This is a genomic window from Micromonospora sp. NPDC047812 (assembly GCF_040704175.1).
Classification (GTDB): Bacteria; Actinomycetota; Actinomycetes; order Mycobacteriales; family Micromonosporaceae; genus Micromonospora.
On the sequence record NZ_JBEYRY010000006.1, the window covers coordinates 227,901 to 253,214 of the forward strand.

The window sequence follows — 25,314 nt, forward strand, 5'->3', positions numbered from 1 at the left end:
GTTCCGCAGCCCGCCCCGGCGCACCGCTCAGCGCCGGCGGTCCGGCGCGCGTCGGGCGACCGCGCAGACCTCCCGCCGGATCTCCTCCAGCCGGTCGGCCAGTTCCCGCGGCCGGCTCAGGGCCACCGGGTGCCCGCCGTCCATCTCGTCCGGGATGATCCCCAGCCGGTCGGCCACCAGCTTCCGCAGGAAGTCGATCGGGAAGAAGCGGTCACCCCGGCAGAGCAGCGCCCGGGTCGGCACGTCCGGCCAGGCGGCGAGCGGCCAGGGCTTCTCGAACGGCGTCCCCGACTGGTCCCGGGCGTTCGCCGTGGCCTCCTCGACCAGCCGGGGCGGCAACTCGTGGAAGAAGACGACGTTCGGGTCCTCGTCCTGCTCGGGCGTCCAGCCCTCGCGTTCGGCCTGGACCCGTCGGGCCTGCGCGTAGCCGGTGCCGCTCCACCACTCGCCCGGCGACTCGCCGGGGGCGGGCACCATCGGGGTCAGCAGCACGAGCAGGTCCGCGTGGACCCGGTCGCACACCAGCGGGCCGGTGAACGCGCCGAACGACTGGGCCACGACGACCAGGTCCGTGCGGTCCCCGACGGCCCGGACGGCGGTGTCGGTGTACTCCACCAGCCCCGCCGAGTCGTCGTCGCACGGCAGGTCGACCGCCACCACGTCGTGCCCCCGGTCCCGCAACTGCTCCGCCAGCAGGTGCCAGTACCAGGGCCCGCTGCCCGCGGGCGGGATCAGGACGTAGGTCGCCACGTCAGTGAACCTCCAGCTCCGGGGAGTTGCCGGTGGCCCGCGCGGGCGATGCGTCGCGCCGCCGGGTCTCGCGGCGTCGGACGTCGTACCGGTCGTGGTGCCGCCACCACTGCTGCGGATGTTCGAGCCCCTCCTCCTGCCGGCCCAACGCCGTCAGGCCGAGGTAGTTGTAGGTGTTGATCAACGCGTCGCCGCCCCGTGAGAAGGACGAGTAGGTGTGGAAGACGTCCGCCCCGTCGCGGAGGAACACACTCAACCCGGAGCACTCCGCGTCGTCGCTGGTGGCCCCGAAGTCGGGATTGAAGTCCCCGTCGAACAGACCCGGCAGATCCACCGGGCCGTCCGGGGAGTCGAAGACGTACTCCTTGTCGATCCGGACCATCGGTAGCCGGCGCCGCTGAGCGCTCAACGCGTCGCGTGCCCGGGTGAGCTCCTTCTCGCTGACGAGCAGTTCCGCACGGGCCGCCTCCCACTCGTCTCGGCTGACAACTCTCGGCTGGGTCATGGCGTCTCTCCTGCCTCCGTCCATCCGGCGATGTCAGCGTCGCGCCGCACCGCCGGCCACCCCGTTGAGACGGCGGGGCGCGTGGGAACTCATCGCCGCCATCCGTCAACGGGTCATCGGCAGCCCGAAGGCCGGAAAGACGCGGGGCGGGAACGCGGTGACCTCCGTGACCTCGCCACCCTCGATGCGGAGCACGTCGAGGCCCAGCGCGTGGTAGCGGGACCGGCCCGGTCCACGCACGTAGCAGGCGACGGCGGGCTGGCGGTTGGCCCGGGTGGGCACGTGACACCAGTCCTTCCAGGCGGTGGGCCCGACCAGCGCGGGCGCCCAGCACTCGATGATCGCGTCCCGTCCCTCGTACCAGGTCGGCTTGGGCGGCATGGTGAAGCGGGCATCCTCGCGCAGCAACGCCGCCAGCGCGGTCAGGTCGGCGCTTTCGGTCGCCGCCACGTACCGCTGGAGCACCGCCCGTTCCTCGGCGCTCGGGTCGGTCGCCGCCGGCCACTCCGTCCGCCGTTCCGGCAGGCGCTGCCGGAGGGTGGCGCGCGCCCGTTGCAGGGCGCTGTTGACCGCGGCGACCGTGCCGTCGAGCAGCGCGGCGGTGTCCGCCGCCGGCCAGCCGAGCACGTCGCGCAGGATGAGCACCGCCCGTTGCCGGGGCGGCAGGTGCTGGATCGCGGCGAGGAACGCCAGTTCGATGGTCTCCTTGGCCACCAGTGCCGCGTCCGGCTCGACGTCGGGCGGGGCGGGCGGATCGAGCAACCGGTCCGGATAGGGCTGGAGCCAGGGGACTTCCGCCTGCGGCAACGAGGCCCGGCCGGGCCCGGAGACCCGCGACGACGTCGGCGCGACGAGCGGACCCGGCTGTCGCTGGCGGCGGTCGAGGAAGTCGAGACAGGCGTTGGTGGCGATCCGGTAGAGCCAGGCCCGCACGGTGGAGCGGCCCTGGAAGCTCTCCCGGCTGCGCCAGGCCCGCAGGAACGTCTCCTGCACGAGATCCTCGGCGTCGTCGAACGACCCGAGCATCCGGTAGCAGTGCACCTGCAACTCCCGCCGGTGCCGGTCGGTCAGCTCCGCGAAGGCCTGCTCGTCGCCCGACCGGAGGGCCGCGCCGGCCACGGTCACCCCGCTTCCGCCCGATCCCGCGCCACCTTCACCCACGAACTGTCTCCCCCGTCCCGGTCATCGGATCATCGACGCACCGTAACCCACCGGTACGACGACCGACGGAGTCGTCACCGTCGTCCGGTTCCGGCCCGGAAGGCGTCGACCAGATCGGCCGGGGCCCGGCGCGGCGGGGCGTGATCGGGGCGGGGCCGGGTAAGCGGCGCGTCCATCGATCACCGAGACGGGGAGGTGCGCCGTGGCCACCATGGTCAGGGAGCCGGCGAGCCCGGTGAAGGACCAGAACTACGACCTGATCCACGCGCTGCAGATGTCGTTGCAGCACATCTGGCAGTTGGAGAACTACGTCGCCGACGCCGACGCGCGGGGCGACACGGAGTTGGCCACCTGGTTCCGGAAGATCCAGGAGAACAACCGCAAGGCGGGCGAGCAGGGCAAGCGGATGCTCCTGGCGCGTCTCCAGGAGGAGATGAGCTGAGTCGGCACCGCCGGCGGTCGGACGGCCGGAGACGGGCCGCCCGGCCGCCGCGTACGACCGCCGGTGCCGGCGACGCCATCCGGAGCCGGCGGCCGGCCGAGGTGCCGGCGCGCGGGGCCGTGACGGGGCGTGCCGGCCGACCGGGCGGGTTACGGTGTCAGGCGTGGCGACGCCGGCCGAGGAGATCCAGGTGGGGGAGCGGCTGGTGCGCGTCTCCAGCCCCGACAAGCCGTACTTCCCGCAACTCGGGCTGACCAAGCTGGACGTGGTGCGCTACTTCCTCGCCGTCGGCGACGGCGTCCTGCGCGCCCTGCGGGACCGGCCGACCATGCTCGAGCGGTGGCCGCGTGGCGTCTTCGACGGCGCGAAGATCGGCACCCGGCAGGACAACCGGGGCGACGCCTTCTATCAGAAGCGGCTGCCGGCGGGGGCGCCCGACTGGGTCCGCACCGCCCACATCACCTTCCCGAGCGGGCGTACGGCCGACGAGGTCGCGCCGAGCGAACTGGCGGTGGTGATCTGGGCGGCCAACCTCGGCACGCTGCGGTTCCACCCGTGGCCGGTCTCCGCCGCCGACGTCGAGCGACCCGACCAGCTGCGCATCGACCTGGATCCGATGCCGGGGGTGGGCTTCGGCCAGGTGGTGCCGGTGGCCCACGAGGTGCGCGCGTTCCTCGCCGAGCTGGGCCTGACCGGCTACCCGAAGACCACCGGCGGGCGGGGCCTGCACGTCTACCTCTCCATCGAGCCCCGCTGGAGCTTCGGCGACTGCCGGCGGGCGGTGCTGGCGCTGGGCCGGGAGATGCAACGCCGGCTGCCGGAGCTGGTCACCACCACCTGGTGGCGGGAGCAGCGGGACCGGCCGGTCTTCGTCGACTACAACCAGATGTCCCGGGACCACACGATGGCCTCGGCGTACTCCATCCGCCCCACCCCGCAGGCGCTGGTCTCCGCGCCGTTGGACTGGTCGGAGCTGGACGACGTCCGGCCGGAGGACTTCGCCGTGACCACGATGCCCGCCCGGTTCGCCGAGCGCGGCGACCCGCACGCGGGCCTCGACGACCGGCGGTTCTCCCTGGAACCGCTGCTGGAGCTGGCCGACCGGGAGGGGCTGGAGGCCCCGCCGGAGCGCTGAGCCGGCCGGTCGGGGCCCGCCGGGAGATGCTGGGCGCGTCGGCTCACTCCCACGGGCTGCGTTCGCCGTCGAACTCCTCGAAGACCAGCCAGGTGCGGGTGGAGAGCACGCCGGCGATGCCCTGCACCCGGCCCAGCACCACGTCGCGCAGGGTGGCGTTGTCCGGTGCCCGGACCAGGGCGAGCACGTCGTGGTCGCCGCCGAGCAGGGCGGCGTGCTCGATGTAGCGGACCCGGGCCAGTTCCGCCGACACCTCCCGCCAGGTGTTCTGTTCGATCTTCAACGCGATGTACGCCGAGGTGCCCAGGCCCGCCGCCTCGGGCGCGACCCGGGCCCGGAAGCCGGTGATCACCCCGTCGCGCAGCAGCCGCTCGACCCGGGCGTACGCGTTGGTGCGGGAGATGTGGATCCGCTCGGCGAGGGTGCGCACCGACGTGCGGCCGTCGCGGACCAGCTCGTCGAGGATCCGCCGGTCGACGTCGTCCAGCGGTCGCGCCGAACGTCCCGTTCCGGCCGCCCGCTCCGCCGTGCCCCCGGACTCCTGGCTCATCTCGTCGCCTTTTCCATGCCAGCCGTCCCGCGTTCGTCCTGGATCTTGAGTCAATCATCCGACAGCAGGAGCATAGGCCCACCACACGTCCAGGAGGTCCCGCCGTGACGACCACACCCGAGGCGGTCCGCAGGGCATCCCCGCGCAGCCGCCGGGCGGCCACCCCGCCCGACCCGGCCAAGCCGCTGCTGCCGGCCACCGAGCCCGTCCGCCTGCTCGATCCGACCGGCACGCCGCTGCGCGCCCCCGCCGACTACCCCGAGCCGCCCGTGGAGGCGCTCGTCGAGATGCACCGGCGGATGGTCGTCGGCCGTCGCTTCGACGTCCAGGCCACCGCGCTGACCAAGCAGGGCCGGCTGGCCGTCTACCCGTCCTCGCGCGGCCAGGAGGCCTGCCAGGTCGGTGCCGTCCTCGCCCTGCGCGACACCGACTGGGTCTTCCCGACCTACCGGGAGTCGATGGCCCTCGTCAGCCGGGGCATCGACCCGGTCGAGGTGCTGACCCTGCTCCGCGGGGACTGGCACTGCGGGTACGACCCCGCCGAGCGGCACACCGCCCCGCAATGCACCCCGCTGGCGACCCAGTGCGTGCACGCCGCCGGGCTGGCCTACGGCGAGGCGTACCAGGGGCGCGACACCGTCGCGCTGGCGTTCATCGGCGACGGGGCGACCAGCGAGGGCGACTTCCACGAGGGCGTCAACTTCGCCGCCGTGTTCAAGGCCCCCGTCGTCTACTTCGTGCAGAACAACCGGTACGCGATCAGCGTCCCGCTGTCCCGGCAGACCGCCGCGCCGTCGCTGGCGTACAAGGGCGTCGGCTACGGGGTGCCCAGCGAACAGGTCGACGGCAACGACCCGGTGGCCGTGCTCGCGGTGCTCACCCGCGCGGTGGAGCACGCCCGCTCGGGCAAGGGCCCGTTCCTGGTCGAGGCGCACACCTACCGCATGGAGGCGCACACCAACGCCGACGACGCGACCCGCTACCGCGACGGCGCCGAGGTCGAGGCCTGGCGGGACCGGGACCCGGTGGTCCGGCTGGAGACGTACCTGCGGGCCCGGGGCGCGCTCGACGACGCCGCCGTCGCCGCGGTCGCCGAGGAGGCCGAGGCGTACGCCGCCGACCTGCGCACCCGGATGAACGCGCAGCCGACGGTCGACCCGATGAGCCTCTTCGACCACGTCTACGCCGAGCCCACCCCGCAGCTGGTCGAGCAGCGCGAGCAGGTCCGCGCCGAGCTGGCCGCCGCCGCAGACGAGGAGGGTGAGCGCTGATGGCCGCCCTGACCATGGCGAAGGCGCTCAACGCCGCGCTCGCCGACGCGATGCTCGACGACGACCGGGTGGTCGTCTTCGGCGAGGACGTCGGGGCGCTCGGCGGCGTCTTCCGGATCACCGACGGCCTCCAGGCCCGCTTCGGCGACAAGCGCTGCTTCGACACGCCGCTCGCCGAGGCCGGCATCGTCGGCTTCGCCGTCGGGATGGCCATGTCCGGGCTGCGCCCGGTGGTCGAGATGCAGTTCGACGCGTTCGCGTACCCGGCGTTCGAGCAGATCGCCTCGCACGTGGCGAAGCTGCGCAACCGCACCCGGGGCGCGCTCAGCGTGCCGATCGTCATCCGGGTGCCGTACGCCGGCGGCATCGGCGGCGTCGAGCACCACTGCGACTCCAGCGAGGCGTACTACGCGCACACCCCCGGGCTGAAGGTCGTCACCCCGGCGACGGTGGAGGACGCGTACTCGCTGCTGCGCCAGGCGATCGAGGACCCCGACCCGGTCGTGTTCATGGAGCCGAAGAAGCTCTACTTCTCCAGCGCCGAGGCGCAGCTTCCCGCGGCCACCGCGCCGATCGGCCGGGCGGTCGTGCGTCGCCCCGGCCGCGACGCGACCCTCGTCGCGTACGGGCCGGCGGTGCCGGTCGCGCTGGAGGCCGCCGAGGCCGCCCGCGAGGAGGGCTGGGACCTCGAGGTCGTGGACGTGCGCAGCATCGTGCCGTTCGACGACGAGACCGTCACGGCCTCGGTCCGGCGTACCGGCCGGTGCGTGGTGATCCAGGAGGCGCAGGGCTTCGCCGGGGTGGGCGCCGAGATCGCCGCCCGGGTCCAGGAGCGCTGCTTCCACGCCCTGCACGCCCCGGTGCTGCGGGTGTCCGGGCTGGACATCCCGTACCCGGCGCCGATGCTGGAGCACACCCACCTGCCGTCGGTGGACCGGGTGCTCGACACGGTGGCCCGGCTCCAGTGGGACGACCAGCCCGACGGGCGCTGGCTGAGCCGGGGGAGCGCGGCGTGACCACCGTGGACGGGGCGCAGGTCTTCCTCCTGCCCGACCTGGGCGAGGGGCTGAGCGAGGCCGAGATCGTCGAGTGGCGGGTCGCCGTTGGCGACGTGGTCACGGTGGACCAGAGCGTCGTGGAGGTGGAGACCGCCAAGGCCGTCGTCGACGTGCCCTGCCCGTACGCCGGGCGGGTCGTGGCGCTGCACGGCGCGGCGGGCGAGACCCGCCCGGTCGGCCAGCCGCTGATCACCATCGCGCCGCTCGACGGCGGCGCCGGCGACGAGCCCGCCGGGCACGCCACCTACCGCGAGGAGGAGCGGGCCGGCTCCGGCAACGTCCTCATCGGGTACGGCACCGGCCACGGCGGCCCGGGACGGCGGCGTCGCCGCCCCCGTCTCGTGGCCGCGCCCGAGCCCACCCCGGCCGCCCCGGCGGCGGCTCCCGCCCCGGCGGCGGCGACCGCGGCGGATTCGGCCGACCGCCCGCACGGCGCGGCGGCGCCCCTGGTCATCTCGCCGATCGTGCGCCGGCTGGCCCGCGAGCACGGCCTCGACCTGGCCACCCTGCGCGGCACCGGCCCGGGCGGCGTGGTGCGCCGGGCGGACGTGGAGGCCGCCGTCGCCGAGGCGGCCACGCCCGCCGCCCGGCTCGCCGCGGTGCCGGACGAGCCCGCCCCGCCGGCCGTCCCCGGCGCCGAGGACGTGGTCGTCCCGCTGACCGGCATCCGCAAGGCGATCGCCGACAAGCTCTCCCGCAGCCGGCGGGAGATCCCCGAGGTGACCATCTGGGTGGACGTGGACGCCACCGGGCTGCTGGAGACCCGCGCGGCGATCAACGCGGCGACCCCGGACGCGCCGGTGAGCATCCTGGCCCTGCTGGCCCGGATCTGCCTGTCCGGGCTGCGCCGGTACCCGCAGCTCAACGCCCGGGTCGACACCGAGGGCCAGCGGATCGTCCAGTCCGCCGGGGTGCACCTGGGCATCGCCGCCCAGACCGACCGGGGGCTGGTCGTGCCGGTGCTGCGGGACGCGCAGCGGCTCACCACCGCCGAACTGGCCGCCGAGCTGACCGCGACCACCATGGCCGCCCGGGCCGGCACGCTGCCCCCGGCCCGGCTGACCGGCGGCACGTTCACGCTCAACAACTACGGCGTCTTCGGCGTCGACGGCTCCACCCCGATCATCAACCACCCGGAGGCGGCGCTTCTCGGGGTGGGACGGATCGTGGACAAGCCCTGGGTGGTGGACGGGCAGCTCGCGGTGCGGAAGGTGACGCAGCTCAGCCTGACCTTCGACCACCGGGTCTGCGACGGCGGGGTGGCCGGCGGCTTCCTGCGGCACGTCGCCGACTGCGTCGAGCGGCCGGCGGTGCTGATCGCCAACGTCTGACCCCGGCCGCGACGGCCCCGGCTCCGCCTCCCGGCGGCGCCGGGGCCGTCGCCGTCGCGGCCCGTGTTTTCCCGGGGACGGGCCGGGAATGCGGGCCGGGCAGTCTCGCCGAGGGGAGGACGAGGTGGCGTATCCGGACATACCCTCCGCCGGCGGCGTGCGCCGTCACGCGGTGGCCGGCGCCCCGCTGCTCTGCGACGCCCGGGAGCACGGCCTGACCGGCGACGGGGTGGCCAACGACCAGCCGGCGCTCGCCGCGCTGGTGGACCGGCTCGGCGACGCGTACGCCGCCGACGGCCGGGCCCGGATCATCTACTGCCCGCCCGGGGTCTACTCGATGCGGGACTCGGGCACCGTGTGGCGTACCGGGGTGTCGCTCGTCGGCGCCGGCCCGGGGGCGACCCGCTTCGTGCTCAGCAACTCGGGCAACCGGGCCGATCCGGCGCCGCTGGCCTTCTACACCACGAACGAGCACGGTGCCGACCGGAACCGGCACCTGGCCGACTGCACCTTCTCCGACTTCGAGATCGACGGCTCGGGCGTGGCGTCGGCGGACTACAACCCGCTGGCCAAGGGGCTCGGGTTGCAGTACGTCGTGCGGGGCACCTTCCGCAACCTGTACATCCACCACACCGCCGCCACCGGACTGGGCTGCGACTTCCTCCAGGACTGCCTGATCGAGGGCGTGCTGGTGGTCGGGTGCGGACGGCTGGACAGCGGTACCGAGATGGGCGGCGCCGGCATCGGCGTCGGCATCGGCGGCTGGGGCAGCGTCGAGCGGTTCAACATCGTCAACTGCAGCGCCGTGGCCAACGCCACCAACGGCATCTTCCTGGAGTTGCAGAAGGCGGACCACCTGCGGCCACGGGGGGTGCGGATCATCGGCTGCCACGCCCAGGGCAACCGCTTCGGCATCTCCGACTGGGGCGCCAACGGACTGATCGTCTCCTCCTGCACCATGACGGGGAACCTGGAGGCGGGCTTCCACGTCTCGGCGAAGGGCACCACGCACACCGCCGGGCGGGGCGGCATCCTCACCGACTGCGTCATCGACGGCAACCTGCGCGACGGGGTCAGCATCGGCGACACCCCCGGCCCGTACACGATCCGCGGCAACCGGATCAGCGGCAACGGCCGGTACGGCTACCACCAGCGCAACCTCGGCGGGTCCGAGGAGCGGACCGCCGAGGAGATCGTCATCGAGAGCAACGACTTCTACGGCAACAGCGCCGACGCCATCCGCATCGACCGTCCGGTCCGCGACGCCTTCCTGGTCGCCAACCGGATCCGGAACAACGGGCGGCAGTGGGCGCCGGCGACGAGCGAACACGGGGACTCGGTGCGGTACACCGAGAAGTCGGTGGTGAACCGGCGGGCGAACTGGCCGAACGACGGCCACCGGGGCAAGGTGGTGCGGGTCGGCGAGCGGATCGCCGTGGTGGCGGCCAACGACGACACCGAGCTCACCCTCGCGCCGATCCGGCCGGACTCCCCGAGCGGGTGGAGCGGGGCCACTCCGGCGCCGGGCACGGCGTACGAGCTGCCCGCCGGACCGCCGGTGCGGGCCGGCATCGCGATCAACGCGGCCGTCGAGTCGGCCACCATCCGGGGCAACCGGATCTGGGACAACCGGGAGCCGAGCACGCAGAGCCACGGACTGTGGATCACCGAGCGGGGCAGCTGCGTGGACTGCCGGGTCGAGGACAACGACCTCGCCGGCAACGCGGACTCCGCCATCCGACTGGACACCCCACCTGTCGGCGGCCGGTGGGAACGCAACCACGGCTGACGACGACCGGCGTAGTTGCCACCCCGCCGGCGTTGTGCCGCGTCGTGCCGCACGGCGTCGCCTCGCCGCCGGCGCGGGTGGGGCCGACGGCTGTCCGCCGACACCGACGACGCCGTGGTCCGAACCCGGACGCGGCGGCAGTCCGGGGGCCGGCGGTGGCGCGTCGGGCGATTCCGGACGGACCCGGAAACCGGCGCGTGCGGCCCTATTCCGTGCAGTGCGGGAAATGCTTCCCATAATTGCTTTCGCGATTCCTCCGAAATTGCGCGCCCATCCGGCGCGGCGTGGAGAGAATGTGGCTGAGGGACACCAATCAACGGGGGGACGCATCATGGAGTTGAGGCGGCGACTGACGGTGCTGGCCGTGACCATCGCGGCCGCGCCGTTGGCCCTCGGCGGGTGCACCGCCGACCGCAAACCGGGTGCCCGGCCGGCCGAGGGGCAGGCGGCGGCGCCGGAGCTGACCGTCACGCCCACCGACCGCGCCCGCGAGGTGCCGATCACCGCCGAGGTGGGGACCGCGGTCAGGAACGGCAAGGTCACCGCCGTGCGGATCACCGACGACAAGGGCGCGCAGGTCGCGGCGGAGCCCCGGGAGGACGGCTCGGGCTGGGTGCCGAAGGCGCCCCTGAAGCCGCGGCGCACCTACACCGCGGAGGTGACCGCCACGGGCGACTCGGGTACGACGACGACCCGCAGGACCACCTTCACCACGATGCCGAAATCGACGAAACCGGAAATCACCAGCACGTTGTACTTCGCCGGCGATCGGACGTACGGCACCGCCATGCCGGTGACCGTGGCGTTCGACCCACCCATTCCGAAAGAGGCCAGGGACGACGTGCAGCGCCGATTGTTCGTGAAGACGGATCCGCCGCAGCCGGGCGCCTGGTCGTGGGTCTCCGACGGCAGTCAGGCCTATTACCGGGCCCCCGATTTCTGGCGCCCGGGGACCAGGATCAGCGTCCGGGCCGGGCTGGAGGGCCTGCCGATCGGCAAGGACCGGGTCGGCGACTCCGACCGCACCGCCACCTCCCGGATCGGCCGGCAGGTGGCCCTGGAGATCGACAACGCGACCAAGCAGATGTCGGTGCTGCGCGACGGCAAGGTCGTCCGCCGGATCCCGGTCAGCCTCGGCAAGCCGAGCACGCCGACCTCCAGCGGCAAGATGGTGATCATGGAGAAGCACCAGCAGACGACGTTCGACACGCGGGGCTCGGCCGACCCCTACGTGGTCGACGTCGAGGACGCCCAGCGGCTGACCTGGGGTGGCGAGTTCATCCACGGGGCGCCGTGGTCGGAGGGGGACCAGGGCAGCACCAACGTCTCGCACGGCTGCACCAACGTCTCCGCCGCCGCCGCGGACTGGCTGATGGGGGTCACCCAGGTCGGTGACCTGGTCACGGTCAAGGGCACGGAGGTGCCGTTGACCGAGGGCAACGGCTGGACGGCCTGGAACGTCAGCTGGGACGAGTTCGTCAAGGGCAGCGCGCTGCCCGTGCCGGCCGGGCTGCGGCCGTCCCCGTCGCCCGTGCCGTACCCCGGTGCGGTGGCCGGGGGCTCGCCGGCGCCGGCGCCGTCCGTCCGTGGCGGCTGAGCCGACCGTACGCACACCCGGGGACCGGTCCGCCGCCACGCGGGTCGGTCCCCCGGCGCGTGGGTGGCACCGAGGCGTCCCGCCGACCCCCGTCCGGCGTCGCGGCTCAACCCAGCGGCACCCGGGCCACCCCGGGGCCCGTGAGGCTCCCCAGCCACAGGTGGTCGCCGTGCTGGCGGACGCCGGTGATCATGTCGTAGGTCCCGCTCGGGCCGTGCAGGGTCCGCAGCACCCGCCCCTCGCCGTCGACGAGGGCCACCAGGCCGTAGCGCAGCGGCTTCGGCTGCACCGCCGCCGGCAGCACCGCCACCAGCTGCCGCAGCCGGGGGTGGGGCAGCAGCCGCTCGACCACCGGTACGCGGGGACTGGGCAACGCGATCCAGTACGTCCCGTCGCCCACCGGGGTCAGGTTGTCCGGGTACGCGGGCAGGTCGGCCAGCACGGTGACCGCGCCGTCGGCCAGCGCCACCCGCACCAGTCGATGGGCGGCGGTCTCGACCAGCATCAGCGCCGACTCGTCCGGGGTGAGCGCGAGCCCGTTGGGGAAGTAGAACCCGGTGCGGACGACGTCGGTGCGCCCGCTGCGCGGGTCGTACGCCAGCACCCGCCCGTTGGGCCGGTGTTCCAGCAGGTCCCGTTTCCAGTGCGCGAGCGGGAAGCGGTCGGAGGAGTCGGTGAAGTAGACCGTGCCGTCGCGGGCGACGGTGGCGTTGTCGGCCAGGTGCGCCCTCGCCCCGAGGCCGCCCAGCTCGCGCACCGCCCCGTCACCGGTCACCCGCAGCAGCCCCCGGTACGCGTCGCAGACCACGAGGCTGCCGTCGAGCGGGTCGACCTCCAAGCCCAGCGGCCGGCCGCCGGTGTCGGCGAGCGGCCGGGGCCGGGTGCCGGGAGGCGCGTCGACCGGCCACCACCAGAGCCGGCCGTCCTCCGTGCCGCTGATGACCCGGCCGGACGGGTCGACGACCACGTCCTCCGGGCCGGACACGCCGTCGGGCAGGGGCAGCAGCTCCACGGAGTCGAGGCGCCGGTCGGCGGGCGTCCACGGCCCGTCGAGCGGCGGCGGGACCGTGGCGGGCTCGCGCACGGGGCGGATCAGCCGGGGCACGCGGCGGCGGGGGGCGACCATCGGCTCATTCTCGCCCGCCGATGTGCAGCCCGCAGGCCCTCGTCGCGTCATCCCTGAGGGGGATCCGGGAGCCTCGGGGTATGACCCTGGGCGTACCCGGATCCGGTCCCTCAGCAGGGCGGAAATGTCGGTGGTGGGGGATAGGTTCGTCGTATGCGACAGCGCGACGACCGGCTCCACGTGGACATCACCGTGGCCGACCACGAGGTGGAGGTGCGGGCGACCGGCGAGGTCGACATCGCCACGGTCGCCGCGTTCCGCTCCGCGCTCTGGGACGCTCCGACCCGGCCCGTGCTCCGGCTGGATCTCTCCGGCGTCCGCCTGCTCTCCGCGGCCGGGGTGCGGGCGCTGGTCGCCGCGCACCTGCGCGTCCGGGCCCGGGGCGGTGAGCTGGTGCTGGTCCGTCCCGACCCGGTGGTCGAGCGGGTGCTGCGGGCCACCGGCCTGCACCGGGTCATCCCGATCGTGGACCCGTGCGCCGACCGGGAGCTGGTGCCCTGCTGACCTGCGGCGCCCGGGCTCCAGGTGCCATGGTGAGCGGGCCGGTGCCGACGGCGTCGTCCGCCATCCGCACCGGCCCGTGGCCCGGCGGTCCGCCGTCCGCTCAGCGGATCATCGTTCGCTTAGCGGACGCCGAGCAGGTCGACGACGAAGACCAGGGTCTCGCCCGGCTTGATGACGCCGCCGGCGCCCCGGTCGCCGTAGCCCAGGTGCGGCGGAATGGTCAGGCGGCGCCGGCCGCCGACCCGCATGCCCACGACGCCCCGGTCCCAGCCGGAGATGACCTGACCACCGCCGAGCGAGAACTCGAACGCCTCATTCCGGTTCCACGAGGAGTCGAACTCGCGACCGTTGGAGTGCGCGACCCCGACGTAGTGGACGCTGGCCAGCTGCCCCGGCTGGGCCTCCGGCCCCTCGCCGACGGTGATGTCCTCGATGACGAGATCGGCGGGCGGCGCGCCCTCGATCGGGCCCACCTCGGGCTTGCCCGAGCGGGCGCCTGCTGCCTGGTTCATTCGGGAGTCTCCTGCCGTTTCGGTCCTGATGTCCGTCACCCGAGATCCTGCCCGATGGCGTCCGGCCGATGCCGGGCGGTCCCGGCGCATCCGTCGCGACCGGCCCTCCCCGGGCGACGGCGTGCCGCGGCGGGCACGCGTAAGCGGGCGTCACCGGTGGTGACGCCCGCCGAGGGGGAGGTGCCGCGCCGGATCACCGCAGCCAGGGGAACCGCCGCACGATCGGGAGCTTCGCCCACGTCGCGCCCAGGCCGAGGGTCGCGCCGGCGTTGACCAGTGCGAGACCGACCAGCAGCGCCGCGTTGATCAGGTGCTCGTCCATGAAGGGGTTGTTCTCGGGAGGCAGGACGACCGTCCACATCATCACGTAGAGCACCGCTCCGGCGACGGCGGCGAGGCGCATCCCGATGCCGAGCAGCAGCGCGACGCCGATCGCGGCCAAGCCGGCCATGAAGAGCACGTCGGCCCACGCGGCCCCGGCGATGCCGTGGTAGAAGTCCGCGAACGGGCCGGCCGCGCCGAAGGTCAGGAAGCCCTTGGTGGGGCTGCCGCCGTTGATCCAGGCGTTCTTCGCCTCGGTGGCGAACCCCAGACCGAAGACCTTGTCCAGGAACGCCCAGAGGAAGGTCCACCCGAGGGCGATCCGGATTCCGGCGAAGACGTACCGGGCGGCCCGCTCCCTGGTGGTCTCGCCGGTGTGCCGGGTCTCCGCCACCGCAGCGTCGGTCCCGACGGTGGTGCGCTCGATCGTCGCGGCCATTGTCTCCACGTCCCTTCGTGTGCCTGGCACCGCGCTTTCCGGTGGCATCTCCATTGGACGCCCGCCGGCGTCGGTCGGGCAGGGCCGACCGGGCCCCACCGGACCGGGACCTTCGACCCCTCCCGCGCCGGTCCGTCCGGCCGTGCCGGCCCGGTCCGGCGGCCCTGACCCGGCGGACCGCCGCGGTCGTAGCGTCGCGGTGGGAACGACAGGGAGGTCGCGATGAGGACGTGGCAGGTGGGCGACGTGATGACCCGGGAGGTCGCGACGGTGGGGGAGGAGACCCCCTACCGGAAGATCGTCGACGCGTTGGTCCGGCGGGGCATCAGCGGGGTGCCCGTCGTGGACGGCTCCCGCCGGGTCCTCGGCGTGGTCTCCGAGTCGGACCTGCTGCACAAGGTCGAACGGGCCGGCCGCCCGGACGAGCGGCGGGTCTTCGAGGGGCGCCGGCGTCGCACCGTCCGGGAGAAGGCCGAGGCGCTGCTGGCGCGTGACCTGATGACCGCCCCGGCGGTGGCGACCTGGCCGGAGGCGACGATCTCCGCCGCCGCGCGGCAGATGGACCGGGAGTCGGTGAAGCGGCTGCCGGTGCTCGACGACCTGGGCCGGCTGGTCGGCATCGTCACGCGCGGCGACCTGCTGCGGGTGCACCTGCGCACCGACGCGGAGATCCGCGAGGACGTGGTGCAGGAGGTGCTGCGCCGGGTGCTCGCGGTGCGGGACGGGCTGGTCACCGTCCGGGTGCGCGGGGGCGAGGTGACGCTCGACGGCCGGTTGGACCGGCGCAGCGCCGTCGAGCTGGCAGGCCGGCTCGCGGGGCAGGTCAGCGGCGTGGTCCGGGTGACCAGCACCCTCGCCTACGACGTCGACGACACCACGCTCGCCGATCCGGACCCGGCCCGGACCACCCCGGTGGCCTGACACCCGTGCGGGGCCCGGTCCGCCTGACGCCCGTGCGGGCCCGGTCCGCACGACGCCTGGGCGGGCCGGTCCCCTGACGCCCGTGCCGGTCCGGGCCGGTCTGCCTGAAAAGCCGGGTGGGCGCGGCCCGCCGGTGGCATGGAGCCGTCCGGCCCGCCGGTGGCATCGAGCCGTCCGGCCGGCAATGGCACGGAACCGTCCGGGCCGGTGGCATCGACTTGCCCGGACCGCCGTCGGCCGGTGGGCGGCTCGCCTAGGCTCGAATCGGACGCGCTCCGGGCCCACCGCCGGGCTACCGGGGGGCGGCCCGGCCGCAGGCCGCCTGGCGTACCGGGCCGGCCGGGGCACGCGCGTCGGGAGCGGAGCCGCCGTCGGGGATGCGGAGGACGCCGGGTGGACGAGGCGACGTTCGCGGCACCCCTCTGGGCCTGGGCGGCGGTGGGCGCGGTCATCGCCGTCATGCTCGCCGTGGACCTGCTCTCCCACCGCGACGACCACGTGATCGAGCTGCGCGAGGCGCTGCTGTGGAGCGGCGTCTGGATCACCGCGGGGCTCACCTTCGGCCTGGTCATCTGGCTGTGGCGGGGCGGCGAGCCGGCCGGGGCGTACTTCTCCGGCTACCTGCTGGAGAAGGCGCTCTCCGTCGACAACGTCTTCGTCTTCGCGCTGCTGTTCGGGTACTTCCGAGTGCCGGCCGCGTACCAGCACAAGGTGCTCTTCTGGGGGGTCGTCGGCGCGCTCGCGTTCCGGCTGGCCTTCATCTTCGCCGGCGCGGGGCTGCTGGAACGGCTGACCTGGGCCGGCGTCGTGCTCGGCGCCTTCCTCATCTGGACGGGGTGGCGGCTCGCGGTACGCGGCGAGCCGGACGTCGACCCCGACCGCATCCTCGCGGTGCGGGCGTTCCGGCGGCTGGTGCCGACGGAACCGGGCTACCACGGCGGCCGGTTCACCGTCCGGGTCGACGGCCGGCGCAGGGCCACGCTGCTACTGGTGGCGCTGGTCGCGATCGAGGCCACCGACGTGGTCTTCGCGATCGACTCGGTGGCGGCGATCCTGGCCATCACCACCGACACGTTCCTCGTCTGGACGGCGACCGCGTTCGCCGTGCTCGGCCTGCGCAGCCTCTACTTCTGCCTGGCGGGGCTGCTGCGGCACTTCGGCTACCTGCGGTACGGGCTGGCTCTCCTGCTGGCCTTCGCCGGGGCGAAGCTGATCCTGGCCGAGACGCCGGTCGGGAAGCTGCCGGTCTGGTTGACCCTCGCGGTGGTGGTGCTGACGCTGTCGGTCGCGATCGGGTGGAGCGTGGTCGACGCCCGTCGGGAACGGCGCCGGCGGGCGCGCGGGTGACCGGTCGAGGTGGGGTCGCGGCGGTCAGCCCGGGTGCACGACGGGGTCGGCGAGCTGGACGGAGAGCACGGTGGGCGCTTCGGCGAGCGACGGGCCGTACCAGGTCAGGTGCCTGCCGGAGAGCAGGGCGCAGGGGGTGCCGGGGAACGCCTCCGGCCCGTCGTCGGCGGTGAAGCGGTACGGCTCGTCGGGCAGCACCACCAGCTCCGGCGCGCGGGCGCGCAGCTCGTCGAGACTCGGCCGGGGATAGCGCTCGGCGTCGTCGGCGTACGCGTTGGTCACGCCGAGCCGGCGCAGCACGTCGCCGGCGAAGGTGTCGGCGCCCAGCACCACCCACGGCCGCCGCCAGACCGGCACCACCGCCCGGCGGGCGGGTCGGTCGGCGGGCAGCCCGGCCCACGCCCGGCGGGCCGCGGCGAGCCACTCCGGTTCGGCCGGAGCGCCCAGGTCGCGGAGCAGCTCCGCCAGCTCGGTCAGCGCCTCGTCGACGGTACGCGGGTAGGTCACCCGCACCGGCACACCGGCGGCGGCCAGCGCGTCGGCGTCCTCCCGGCGGTTCTCCTCGACGTTGAGCAGGACCAGGTCGGGGCGCAGCGCGCGCACCCGGTCGAGGTCCGGGTACTTGCTCCCGCCGACCCGCGCCACGTCCAGCCCGGCCGGGTGGGAGCACCAGTCGGTGGCGCCGACCAGCAGACCCGGCAGGGTCAGGGCGACGGCCTCGGTCAGCGACGGCACCAGCGAAACGACCCGCACCCCGCGCACCTCCCCGGTCCCGTGCGTCGACCACCGGCGCACCGGTCGATCATGCCCCGACCCGCCGCAGGGGTCGCGGCCCGGGCGTCCCTTGCGACGTCTCTACAACGTTGTAATACTCGGTTGGTCCCGTCAGGAGGTTCGATGAGGTCCCACTCCACCGCGCCCGCGCCGCGCACCGACCAGCCCGCCCCCGCCGAGGAGGAGGTTCCCCTGGAGGCGCTCGGCGACCTCTACCGGGACGGCATCACCGCGTGCCGGGGGGCCTTCGCCGTGGACTGGGTGGACCGGGTCGGCGAGGACATCGAGGCCGCCTTCCGGGAGGCCCGCTCCCGACCCGACGGCGCGGTCGGCCGCGGCCCGCATCGGTGGTACGTGGAGATCCACCCCGAGCAGCTGCGCGGCTTCGTCGACCTGGTGACCCACCCGTGGGTGGTGTCGGTGTGCCGGGCCGTGCTCGGGCCCGACTACCAGATCGTCGAGCTCGGTTTCGACATCCCGTTTCCCGGCGCGGCCATGCAGCCGTGGCACCGGGACTTCCCGATGCCGGAGGACACCCGCCGGCAGCGGCGGCTGACGTCGCTGGCCTTCAACCTCACCACCGTGGACACGGTGGAGGAGATGGGCCCGTTCGAGATCGCCCCGGGCACCCAGTGGGACGACGGACGGGACTTCGACCACCAGATGTTCCCGCCCCGGGAGCGCTACCCCCGCTACGCGCGACGGGCGGTCCGCAAGTACCCGCAGCGCGGCGACATCTCCGCCCGGTCCGCGCTCACCATCCACCGCGGCACGCCGAACGTCTCCACCCTGTCCCGCCCGGTGCTGGTGCTCGGCGTCGACGCGCCGGGAGCGGGCAACGCCGACCACCACGACATGGCGGTCACCCGGGAGTACTGGGCGGGCCTGCCCGAGCAGGTGCGCGCCCACCTGCCCTGCCCGGTGGTCGACGCCCTGACGCCGATCCGGCAGAAGCACACCATCGAGGGCCTGGTGATGGGCGCGGAGTGACCCGGGTGGCCCGCGCCGGCGGTCGTCCACCGCCGCCATCGCGACGCTGCCAGGACCAGCCACCACGCCCGCCAGTCCGTCACCGAGCCGTGGAAGAACCTCCGGCTGGAACAGCAAGTATCGCGTCCAGTTCAGGATCGGGCATGATTTCCCGAACCTCTTGTGCGCAGCGGCAAGCGGAGGCGAACTTGGCCGCCCACGTCAACGCCTCCTCGGGTGAGGGCACATCGATCACCACGAAGCCGCCGATGACCGTCTTGGTCTCCGGGTCAGGGCCGTCGGTGACCGTTCCGTCCGTGGCTACGATGCTTGCCTTCCGGCGATCGGCTCCACCCCCGGTCACGAACACACCGGCGTCCACGGCCTCGCGCATCACCGCGTGTGTGGCCTTGTTCACCTCGGGGAGATCCTCGTCCCGGATGTGGTCCATCGAGCCGTCATCGAACGAAACCAGGTACCGCGTCATCCCACGTCTCCGTTGTTCCGGCGGCTGCTTTCGCCGCCTCTCGTCTGCCTACGAGCGACTCGCCGTGATCAGATGCTATGCCAGATGAACCTTGATCGGGATTTTCGCCGTTCGCGTCCGCCTGGTCCTCCACCTCCACAGTCAACGGAACCCTGCCAGGACCAGCGCAACTCCCGCAGGCAACTACTGAACCCTGAAACGGATGCCCTGCTGAATTCCCAGGGCCGTCCTGTCGGTTGTGGAAGCCGAATGATGGCGCGGCGATGACAAGGCTGGCCCAATAGAGGGATGCGGTTTGGCGCATCGGGGAGCGAGGTGCCAGGTGGATCCTCGTGTTCAGCTCGCCCCTGGACCGGCCGATGGCCTCGCCGTCTCGCGCAGCCAGCGCTGCCGGGTCAGCGCGTACTCCACCTCGCCGTGCTCCGCGCCGTCGATCGTCTCCGGCCAGTCCCCGACGTACGTCCGCACGAGCCGTAGCCCGGACTTCTCCATGACCCGACGCGACGCGGCGTTGACGGACATCGTGTTCGCGGTGACCCGCTCCACGCCGAGCGCGGTGAAGCCCGTGTCGATCAGCGCCCGGCAGCCCTCGGTGGCGAGGCCGACGCCCCAGGCGGAACGGCGCAGCCGGTAGCCCAGCTCCACCTCGCGGGCGTCGCCGTCGCGGGTCGGGCGGAACTCGAACCAGCCCAGGAAGTCGCCCGACCCCCGGCCCAGCGCCGCCCACCACCCGAGTCCCGGCGGTCGCCGGTAGTGGGCGAGGATCCGGGGCAGGACGCGCTCCCGGACCGCCTCGGGCGGGGTGGGGCGCCCGCCGGTGAGGTACCGCATCACCTCGGGGTCGCCGTCCAGCTCGACGAGCAGGTCGGCGTCGTCGGGGGTGAACTCGCGCAGCACCAGCCGCCCGGTGGACAGGAAGACACTCACCCGCCCATCCCACCGGCGCGGGCAGGGGACCTCAAGCGAATTGCGGCCGTACGGCCCGGGGCACCACCACCACGCCGGTCATGATCGACGGCCTAGACTCGCCCCCGGCCGACGCGTCGGCCTCCGATCGGCGGCGGGACGGACGGATCAGGCGGATGACGGGCACCGGTGGTGGGGACGGCTCCTGGCTGCGCGCGGTCGCCGGGGACGGTGGGCGCGGCCCGCTGCTCGCCCGGGGCGGCCAGCTCGTGCACGGCCCCCGCCGGCTCGGCGAACTGGTGCAGGGGCGTCCGCCGGGCGTCACCGGCAGCCAGTGGAGCACGGCCAGCCGGGAGGGCTACGACCTCGTCGTCTGCGCCGCCGACACGGCCCGGCCGGTCTTCGCCGTCGAGATCGGCCCCGTCGCGGCCCCCGGCTCCGCCGGGCAGCGGGTCGAGCGGCTGAAGAACGCGGTGGCCGAGGCGGTCGGCCTGGCGGTGCTGCGGATCGGGTCGCCGACGCTGCGGGCCACGGAGCACGGGCGCCGGATCGTGGCGTACGTGATCGACGCGCGCGCGTATGCGGCCCTCGGCGCGGGGGAGCCCGACGACACCGGGGTGCCCCCGGTCGGCTTCCGCGACATCCTCGGTCGGCTGCCCGACGGGCGGACCGGGCACGTCAACGACCTCGGCGCCCTGGCCCGGGCCGCCGCCGTCGAGGCGTATGTGGCGCGGCGGCTGGCCGACCCGATCGTGCGGGGGTTGCACGTGCGCTGGACGGGCGGGCCGGCCGAGGGGTGGAGCTGGGTGCGGGTACGCCCCGACGCCTGCCTCGTGGAGCGGGTGACGGTGCACGCCCAGCGCGTCTCGGCCGGGGTGGATCCGGGGCGGCTGGCCGAGGACCTGGCGGCGGTGGCCGTCGGCGAGCGGCTGCGCGCGCCGGACGCCGACGGACCGGTCCTGACGCCCTGGGACGAGGTGCTCGCCGAGATCCGGCGGCTGGAGTCCCGGCACGGCGAGATGACGGGCGGCTTCGCGTTCGCCCACCTCTGCGCGGACTGACCGCTGCGCCGCGCCACCGGTCGCCGGCCCGCGCGGTCACCCTCTTTGCCGGCGTGACACCGGGGGCGCACGTCACCAATCGATGCCCGGGGCCCTTCCGAATTCCCCGAATCGCGTTGAACCTTCGCGCCGGACGTCCCGTACTCCTGCGGGAATGGACAGGATCTCCCCGACCGCGCCGCGCGGCGCGGCGGACGGTGCGGAAAGGGCATCGTCGGCCATCGACGTGCCACCGGTTCGCCGCGACGGTCCCCGTCGGGGTGTGCCGCCCCAATTCCGTCGGTCCGCCGAGATCTCGAACCAACCACCGGATCGCGAAGGAGAGCAATTCGATGCGCAGGTCCACACGGACGCGCCGGTCATCCGGTAGCGCGCGGAGCAAGCGACTGCTGGCCGTCGTCGGCACGCTCGCGGTCTTCGGCGGGATCGTCGCCGTGACCCAGATCTCGTCGGCCGAGGACCGCCGGCCGACCTCCACCCGACCGGCCTCCGCCGCCTGCGTGGAGCCCAGCCCCGGCGCGACCGCGCCGAGCGGGCGGGGCACCAGCCGGACATGGCAGGACGGCCGGTGGGTGCGCAACCACTGGGGGGACGGGCAGCAGTCGGTCGCCGAGTGCGAGCAGACGCGGGGCGGCGGCGCCGACAACGGCGGCTCGGCCGTGGCCTGCCCGGACGTGGCCAGCCGGCTCCCGCGCGTGCCCGAGCGTGCCCGCGCCGAGGTCGATCGGAACCTGAACCTGTTGCAGACCCAGATCGCCGAGGCGGACCGGCGGCTGGCCGCCGAGGGCCGGCGGGGCGAGGAGTTCGTTCGCACCTCGATCCTCCAGCCGCTGGCCGGCAAGCGCCGGGCGACGCTGGAGCGGATCACCGTCGCGATCGACCGGGTTGGCCCCCGGCCGCAGGGCCTGGCCCGGCTCGCCGAGTGCCAGGTGGCCCCGACCGGCAACAACGGTGGCGGCAACAACGGCGGTGGCAGCAACAACGGCGGTGGCGGCAACGGTGGGCCCGGTGCCGGGTCGGGGGTGATCGCGAACGACTGCGACGACAGCCGGTTGCAGCCGCACGACGGCTTCCAGAACGGCAACCGCTGCGTCAGCACCGCGTTCGGCGAGGTCGGCGCCGCCGCGAACAATCCGTCGCTGCTGATCACCGAGTTCCCCGACCGGGTGAACGCCGGCCAGCCGTTCACCCTCCGGGTCTCCACCCGCAACCTCGTGCGGGACCGCTTCCTCGCCGCCGGGCAGGGCGGGTACTACGTGGAGAGCTCGCTGCTCAACGAGCAGGGCCTGGTGCGGGGCCACTTCCACACCGCCTGCCGGATGCTGGACAGCCTCCGGCAGCCGCCGGAGCCGCAGGAGGTGCCGGCGTTCTTCGTCGCCACCGAGGACAGCCGTGGTGGCGCCGAGCCCGACGACGTGGTCATCCAGATCCCCGGGCTGCCCGGATCCGGCACCGCCCAGTGCGCGGTCTGGGCCGGCGACGGCTCGCACCGGGTGCCGATGATGGAACGGGCCAACCAGACCCCCGCCTTCGACGTGGTGCGCATCGAGGTCGGCTGACCGCCGGCCGGGGCCGTCCGGGGCGTACCCCGGCGGCCCCCGCCGGTGCGCTCACACCAGTGCCGCCGCCTCCCGCGGGGCCGGCGGCGCCGCGGCGGCCCGCAGGGCGGCGATCCGCCGGGCCCGGGGCCGAGCCGCGGCGAGGTTGCCGGCCGCGACCAGCAGGGCCAGCCCGGCGAGCCCCAGCCAGAGGACGTCGGTGGAGAACCGGGCGGCGACCAGGCCGCCCAGCGTCGGCCCGGCGAAGCTGGCGAAGGCGTGGCCGAGCGAGTAGACGCCCTGGTAACGGCCGCGTTGGGCAGCCGGCGCCAGGTCCGCGGTCAGCGCCGAGTTCGACGGGGTCATCAGCATCTCGCCGAGCGTCCAGACGGCCACCGTGAGCGCGTAGAACCAGACGGCGTCGGCCAGCGCGGTCAGGGCGAAGCCGGCGCTGATCACCACCACGGCCACGGCGACGGTGCGGGACCGGTCGAAGCGGCCGACCAGGCGGGGCACGAAGAGCTGCCCCAGCACGATCATCAGGCCGTTGACCGCGATGACCGGCCCGAACGCCGACGCCGGCAGCCCGTCGGCCTGCAACGCCACCGGCAGCATCGCGCTGCTCTCGATGCAGAGCCAGGCCAGCCCGGTGAGGGCGGTGAAGGTCAGGAAGACCCGGTCCCGCAGCACGGTGCCGAGCCCGCCGGAGCCGGCCCGGGTGACCTGCCCGACCGCGACCGGGGCCGGGCGCGACTCGGGCACGGTCAGGCCGATCAGCGCGGCGGTGGCGAGCAGCACCGCCGCGTTGATCGCGAACAGCAGCAGCGGCTCGATCCGGACCAGCAGGCCGGCCACGGTCGCGGCGACGGCGAACCCGATGTTGATCGCCCAGTAGTTCAGCGTCAGCGCGCGCAGCCGGTCCCGCTCGCCCACCACGTCGATGATGGTCGCCGTGAAGGCCGGCCGGGCGACGCCGAGGAAGAGCCCGAGCAGCAGGGTCAGGGCCGCGAGCGCCGCCGGGTGCCCGCTGAGGCCCAGCGCCACCGCCGCGGTCGCGGCGGCGACGTTTCCGGCGAGCATGGCGGGCCGTCGCCCCCACCGGTCCGCGACGATCCCGCCGAGCACGCCCCCCGCCGCGCTGCCGGCCCCGTGCAACCCGATCACGATCCCGGCGTACGCGGGGCTGAGGTCGCGTACCGACACCAGATAGACGCCGAGGTAGATGGCGACGAAACTGCCGAGCCGGTTGATCAGCGTGGCCGTCCAGAGGTACCAGAAGGTGCGCGGCAACCCGCCAGCCGTCTGGCTCCACCATCGCGTCATCCGCCACCCCCGAGATCCGTGCAGGTAATGCTCGACAAAGCTGTCGCTCATTACACTCGGGCAGTTCGACGGTCTCCGGTCGCACCGGTGCGATCGTGGCGATGATCACGGTCGTGAGGTCGGCGGGCGTCCGGTTGTCGGACGGCCCGGGGGCGTCCCGGAGACTCGCCGATGGCCGGAGCGGCTAATGGACCGGGCTGAGAATGCACCCGCGGCCGGGTGCGGGTCGTGCGAATGGATGGCCGTGGGAAAAGACCGGCGGGGCCGCGCTGATTCCTCAGCGTGACCCCGCGCGAGCCCGAGCGTGAGCCCGGTGCCGGTCAGCGGTTCTTGTACGCCTCCACGACCTCGACCGGGATGCGGCCGCGCTCGGAAATCTTGTAGCCGTTCTTCGTGGCCCATTCCCGGATGGCCCGGTTCTGCTCCCGGTCCATTCCCGAGCCGCCCGGCGCGCCTGCCCGGCGGGGTGCCCGCCCTGTGTCGGCCGTTCCGCGACCGATTCGCCGGCCAGCGTTGATGTACGGGTCGAGGGCCTTGCGCAGCACGCCCGCGTTCTCGTCGGAGACGTCGATGGTGTAGGCCACGCCGTCCAGACTGAACTCGACGGTCCGGTCGGCCTTTCCACCGTCGAGGTCGTCGGTCAGGACCGTGATTACTTTTCTCGCCATCGTTAATTACTCCCTGTGTGGGGCGGGGTGTGGTCAAAGTTTGACGTATCCCATGGCGAATCCGCAACAATGCGCGTCGTGTTCATTTCGGCGGGTCGCGTTATCGCGGGAAAACAGCCGGACGCAAAGCCCGGGGGTCAGTCGCCGAGCAGACCGGCGTGCCCGGCGAGCGCCGCCGCCTCGGCCCGGGTGGATACCCGCAACTTCCGCAGCAGCGCGGCCGTCATCCGCTTCACGGTGCGTTCCGAGACGTGCATCTGTTCGGCGATCTCGACGGTGCTGCGGCCCGCCGCGATGGCCCGGAGCATCGCCCGTTCCTCGTCGTCGAGATCGACCGGAGCCGCCCGGCCGGGACGCAGCAGCGCGCGCAGCAGGTGCCCCGGCAGCACCGCCCAGCCGTCGAGGACGGCCAGCAGCGGGGGCAGCAACTCCTCCGGCTCGGCGGTCTTCGGCAGGTAGGCCTCGGCACCGGCGCGCAGCGCCTCCAGGGCGGGAGCCGGGTCCTCCGCGCCCGACATCGCCACCACCCGCACCCTGGGCGTGGTGCGCCGGATCGCCGCCACGGCCCGGATCCCGCCCGGTGGCGGCATGTGCAGGTCGACCAGCGCCAGGTCGGGCAGGCAGCGGCTGACCAGCGAGGCGGCGGCCGACGCGTCGCCGGTGGAGCCCACCACCTCCGCCCGCCCGTCGGTCGTGGCCGGCAGCAGCAGCTCCAGCCCGCGGACGAACAGCGGATGGTCGTCCACCACGGCCAACCGGACGACGGGGGGAGCGGGCATGCCTGGTCCGTTCCCGAGCGGGTACCGATCATGCGGCCGAACGAGGGAGG

General features: G+C 74.0%; 26 protein-coding genes. 13 read left to right on the top strand and 13 right to left on the bottom strand.

Going from position 1 to position 25,314, the window contains the following annotated elements; genetic code table 11:
* Positions 1–27: 27 nt before the first annotated feature.
* The 3 genes from AB0883_RS22935 to AB0883_RS22945 all read right to left on the bottom strand — a co-directional run bounded on the left by AB0883_RS22935 (position 28) and on the right by AB0883_RS22945 (position 2,416).
* Positions 28–750 (bottom strand): alpha/beta hydrolase, encoded by a 723-nt coding sequence (locus AB0883_RS22935; RefSeq protein WP_366643237.1) that lies wholly within the window; start codon positions 748–750, stop codon positions 28–30.
* A gap of 1 nt (position 751) precedes the next feature.
* Positions 752–1,255, bottom strand: a complete 504-nt coding sequence (locus tag AB0883_RS22940; protein ID WP_366643239.1) for a DUF899 family protein — start codon at positions 1,253–1,255, stop codon at positions 752–754.
* Positions 1,256–1,360: 105 nt separating this feature from the next.
* Positions 1,361–2,416 (bottom strand): sigma-70 family RNA polymerase sigma factor, encoded by a 1,056-nt coding sequence (locus tag AB0883_RS22945; RefSeq protein WP_366643240.1) that lies wholly within the window; start codon positions 2,414–2,416, stop codon positions 1,361–1,363.
* Positions 2,417–2,627: 211 nt separating this feature from the next.
* On the opposite strand from AB0883_RS22945, the gene AB0883_RS22950 reads away from it, so the two are divergent.
* A complete protein-coding gene (locus tag AB0883_RS22950) occupies positions 2,628–2,858 on the top strand; it encodes a hypothetical protein (RefSeq protein WP_366643364.1) in 231 nt (76 codons plus the stop codon).
* A 163-nt stretch (positions 2,859–3,021) separates the two neighbouring features.
* Positions 3,022–3,993 (top strand): DNA primase small subunit domain-containing protein, encoded by a 972-nt coding sequence (locus AB0883_RS22955; RefSeq protein WP_366643241.1) that lies wholly within the window; start codon positions 3,022–3,024, stop codon positions 3,991–3,993.
* A gap of 43 nt (positions 3,994–4,036) precedes the next feature.
* On the opposite strand, the gene AB0883_RS22960 is transcribed toward AB0883_RS22955, so the two are convergent.
* Complete coding sequence (locus tag AB0883_RS22960) at positions 4,037–4,543, bottom strand: Lrp/AsnC family transcriptional regulator (protein WP_366643243.1); 507 nt, start codon at positions 4,541–4,543, stop codon at positions 4,037–4,039.
* A gap of 104 nt (positions 4,544–4,647) precedes the next feature.
* Between AB0883_RS22960 and pdhA the strand changes: the two genes are divergently transcribed.
* The 5 genes from pdhA (at position 4,648) to AB0883_RS22985 (ending at position 11,589) form a co-directional block, all read left to right on the top strand.
* Positions 4,648–5,814, top strand: coding sequence for a pyruvate dehydrogenase (acetyl-transferring) E1 component subunit alpha (pdhA, locus tag AB0883_RS22965; protein ID WP_121398694.1), 1,167 nt, complete (start codon positions 4,648–4,650; stop codon positions 5,812–5,814).
* A complete protein-coding gene (locus tag AB0883_RS22970; RefSeq protein WP_366643244.1) occupies positions 5,814–6,830 on the top strand; it encodes an alpha-ketoacid dehydrogenase subunit beta in 1,017 nt (338 codons plus the stop codon). Before pdhA ends, AB0883_RS22970 begins: the two co-directional genes overlap by 1 nt.
* Positions 6,827–8,203, top strand: a complete 1,377-nt coding sequence (locus AB0883_RS22975) for a dihydrolipoamide acetyltransferase family protein (protein ID WP_366643245.1) — start codon at positions 6,827–6,829, stop codon at positions 8,201–8,203. Before AB0883_RS22970 ends, AB0883_RS22975 begins: the two co-directional genes overlap by 4 nt.
* Before the next feature lie 88 nt (positions 8,204–8,291).
* Entirely contained in the window at positions 8,292–9,992 is a 1,701-nt protein-coding gene (locus AB0883_RS22980; RefSeq protein ID WP_366643246.1) for a right-handed parallel beta-helix repeat-containing protein, read from the top strand.
* Between the two features lie 331 nt (positions 9,993–10,323).
* Entirely contained in the window at positions 10,324–11,589 is a 1,266-nt protein-coding gene (locus AB0883_RS22985; protein ID WP_366643247.1) for an Ig-like domain-containing protein, read from the top strand.
* Positions 11,590–11,695: 106 nt separating this feature from the next.
* On the opposite strand, the gene AB0883_RS22990 is transcribed toward AB0883_RS22985, so the two are convergent.
* Positions 11,696–12,715: an SMP-30/gluconolactonase/LRE family protein gene (locus tag AB0883_RS22990; RefSeq protein ID WP_366643248.1), complete on the bottom strand. Its 1,020-nt coding sequence runs from the start codon at positions 12,713–12,715 to the stop codon at positions 11,696–11,698.
* Positions 12,716–12,868: 153 nt separating this feature from the next.
* Here AB0883_RS22990 and AB0883_RS22995 point away from each other — a divergent pair, with 153 nt between their 5' ends.
* Positions 12,869–13,219 carry an STAS domain-containing protein gene (locus AB0883_RS22995; protein ID WP_366643249.1) on the top strand — a complete coding sequence of 117 codons (351 nt, stop codon included), beginning with the start codon at positions 12,869–12,871 and terminating at the stop codon, positions 13,217–13,219.
* 119 nt (positions 13,220–13,338) lie between these two features.
* Here the strand turns inward: AB0883_RS22995 and AB0883_RS23000 are convergent, their stop codons facing one another.
* Both AB0883_RS23000 and AB0883_RS23005 read right to left on the bottom strand, forming a co-directional pair.
* Positions 13,339–13,731 carry an FKBP-type peptidyl-prolyl cis-trans isomerase gene (locus AB0883_RS23000; protein WP_366643250.1) on the bottom strand — a complete coding sequence of 131 codons (393 nt, stop codon included), beginning with the start codon at positions 13,729–13,731 and terminating at the stop codon, positions 13,339–13,341.
* 193 nt (positions 13,732–13,924) lie between these two features.
* On the bottom strand, positions 13,925–14,500 hold the full coding sequence (locus AB0883_RS23005; RefSeq protein WP_366643251.1) for a hypothetical protein: 576 nt from the start codon (positions 14,498–14,500) through the stop codon (positions 13,925–13,927).
* Between the two features lie 213 nt (positions 14,501–14,713).
* Here AB0883_RS23005 and AB0883_RS23010 point away from each other — a divergent pair, with 213 nt between their 5' ends.
* Positions 14,714–15,412, top strand: a complete 699-nt coding sequence (locus AB0883_RS23010) for a CBS domain-containing protein (protein ID WP_366643252.1) — start codon at positions 14,714–14,716, stop codon at positions 15,410–15,412.
* A gap of 393 nt (positions 15,413–15,805) precedes the next feature.
* Positions 15,806–16,759: a TerC/Alx family metal homeostasis membrane protein gene (locus tag AB0883_RS23015; RefSeq protein WP_366643253.1), complete on the top strand. Its 954-nt coding sequence runs from the start codon at positions 15,806–15,808 to the stop codon at positions 16,757–16,759.
* A 24-nt stretch (positions 16,760–16,783) separates the two neighbouring features.
* Here AB0883_RS23015 and AB0883_RS23020 read toward each other — a convergent pair whose 3' ends face one another.
* Positions 16,784–17,512, bottom strand: a complete 729-nt coding sequence (locus AB0883_RS23020) for a helical backbone metal receptor (protein WP_366643254.1) — start codon at positions 17,510–17,512, stop codon at positions 16,784–16,786.
* A gap of 144 nt (positions 17,513–17,656) precedes the next feature.
* Here AB0883_RS23020 and AB0883_RS23025 point away from each other — a divergent pair, with 144 nt between their 5' ends.
* The gene (locus AB0883_RS23025; protein ID WP_366643256.1) at positions 17,657–18,523 is read left to right on the top strand and encodes a phytanoyl-CoA dioxygenase family protein; all 867 of its coding nucleotides are present in this window, start codon (positions 17,657–17,659) and stop codon (positions 18,521–18,523) included.
* Positions 18,524–18,602: 79 nt separating this feature from the next.
* On the opposite strand, the gene AB0883_RS23030 is transcribed toward AB0883_RS23025, so the two are convergent.
* Positions 18,603–18,989 (bottom strand): YciI family protein, encoded by a 387-nt coding sequence (locus AB0883_RS23030; RefSeq protein WP_366643257.1) that lies wholly within the window; start codon positions 18,987–18,989, stop codon positions 18,603–18,605.
* 336 nt (positions 18,990–19,325) lie between these two features.
* Positions 19,326–19,916, bottom strand: coding sequence for a GNAT family N-acetyltransferase (locus AB0883_RS23035; RefSeq protein ID WP_366643259.1), 591 nt, complete (start codon positions 19,914–19,916; stop codon positions 19,326–19,328).
* Positions 19,917–20,071: 155 nt separating this feature from the next.
* On the opposite strand from AB0883_RS23035, the gene AB0883_RS23040 reads away from it, so the two are divergent.
* A complete protein-coding gene (locus AB0883_RS23040; RefSeq protein WP_366643260.1) occupies positions 20,072–20,956 on the top strand; it encodes a hypothetical protein in 885 nt (294 codons plus the stop codon).
* 332 nt (positions 20,957–21,288) lie between these two features.
* Positions 21,289–22,515 (top strand): hypothetical protein, encoded by a 1,227-nt coding sequence (locus AB0883_RS23045; RefSeq protein WP_366643261.1) that lies wholly within the window; start codon positions 21,289–21,291, stop codon positions 22,513–22,515.
* Positions 22,516–22,566: 51 nt separating this feature from the next.
* Here AB0883_RS23045 and AB0883_RS23050 read toward each other — a convergent pair whose 3' ends face one another.
* From AB0883_RS23050 to AB0883_RS23060, 3 genes are all read right to left on the bottom strand, one after another.
* Positions 22,567–23,817: an MFS transporter gene (locus tag AB0883_RS23050; RefSeq protein WP_366643262.1), complete on the bottom strand. Its 1,251-nt coding sequence runs from the start codon at positions 23,815–23,817 to the stop codon at positions 22,567–22,569.
* Between the two features lie 320 nt (positions 23,818–24,137).
* Positions 24,138–24,485, bottom strand: a complete 348-nt coding sequence (locus AB0883_RS23055) for an Lsr2 family protein (protein WP_121398678.1) — start codon at positions 24,483–24,485, stop codon at positions 24,138–24,140.
* Positions 24,486–24,622: 137 nt separating this feature from the next.
* The gene (locus AB0883_RS23060; protein WP_366643264.1) at positions 24,623–25,264 is read right to left on the bottom strand and encodes a response regulator transcription factor; all 642 of its coding nucleotides are present in this window, start codon (positions 25,262–25,264) and stop codon (positions 24,623–24,625) included.
* Positions 25,265–25,314 lie beyond the last annotated feature (50 nt).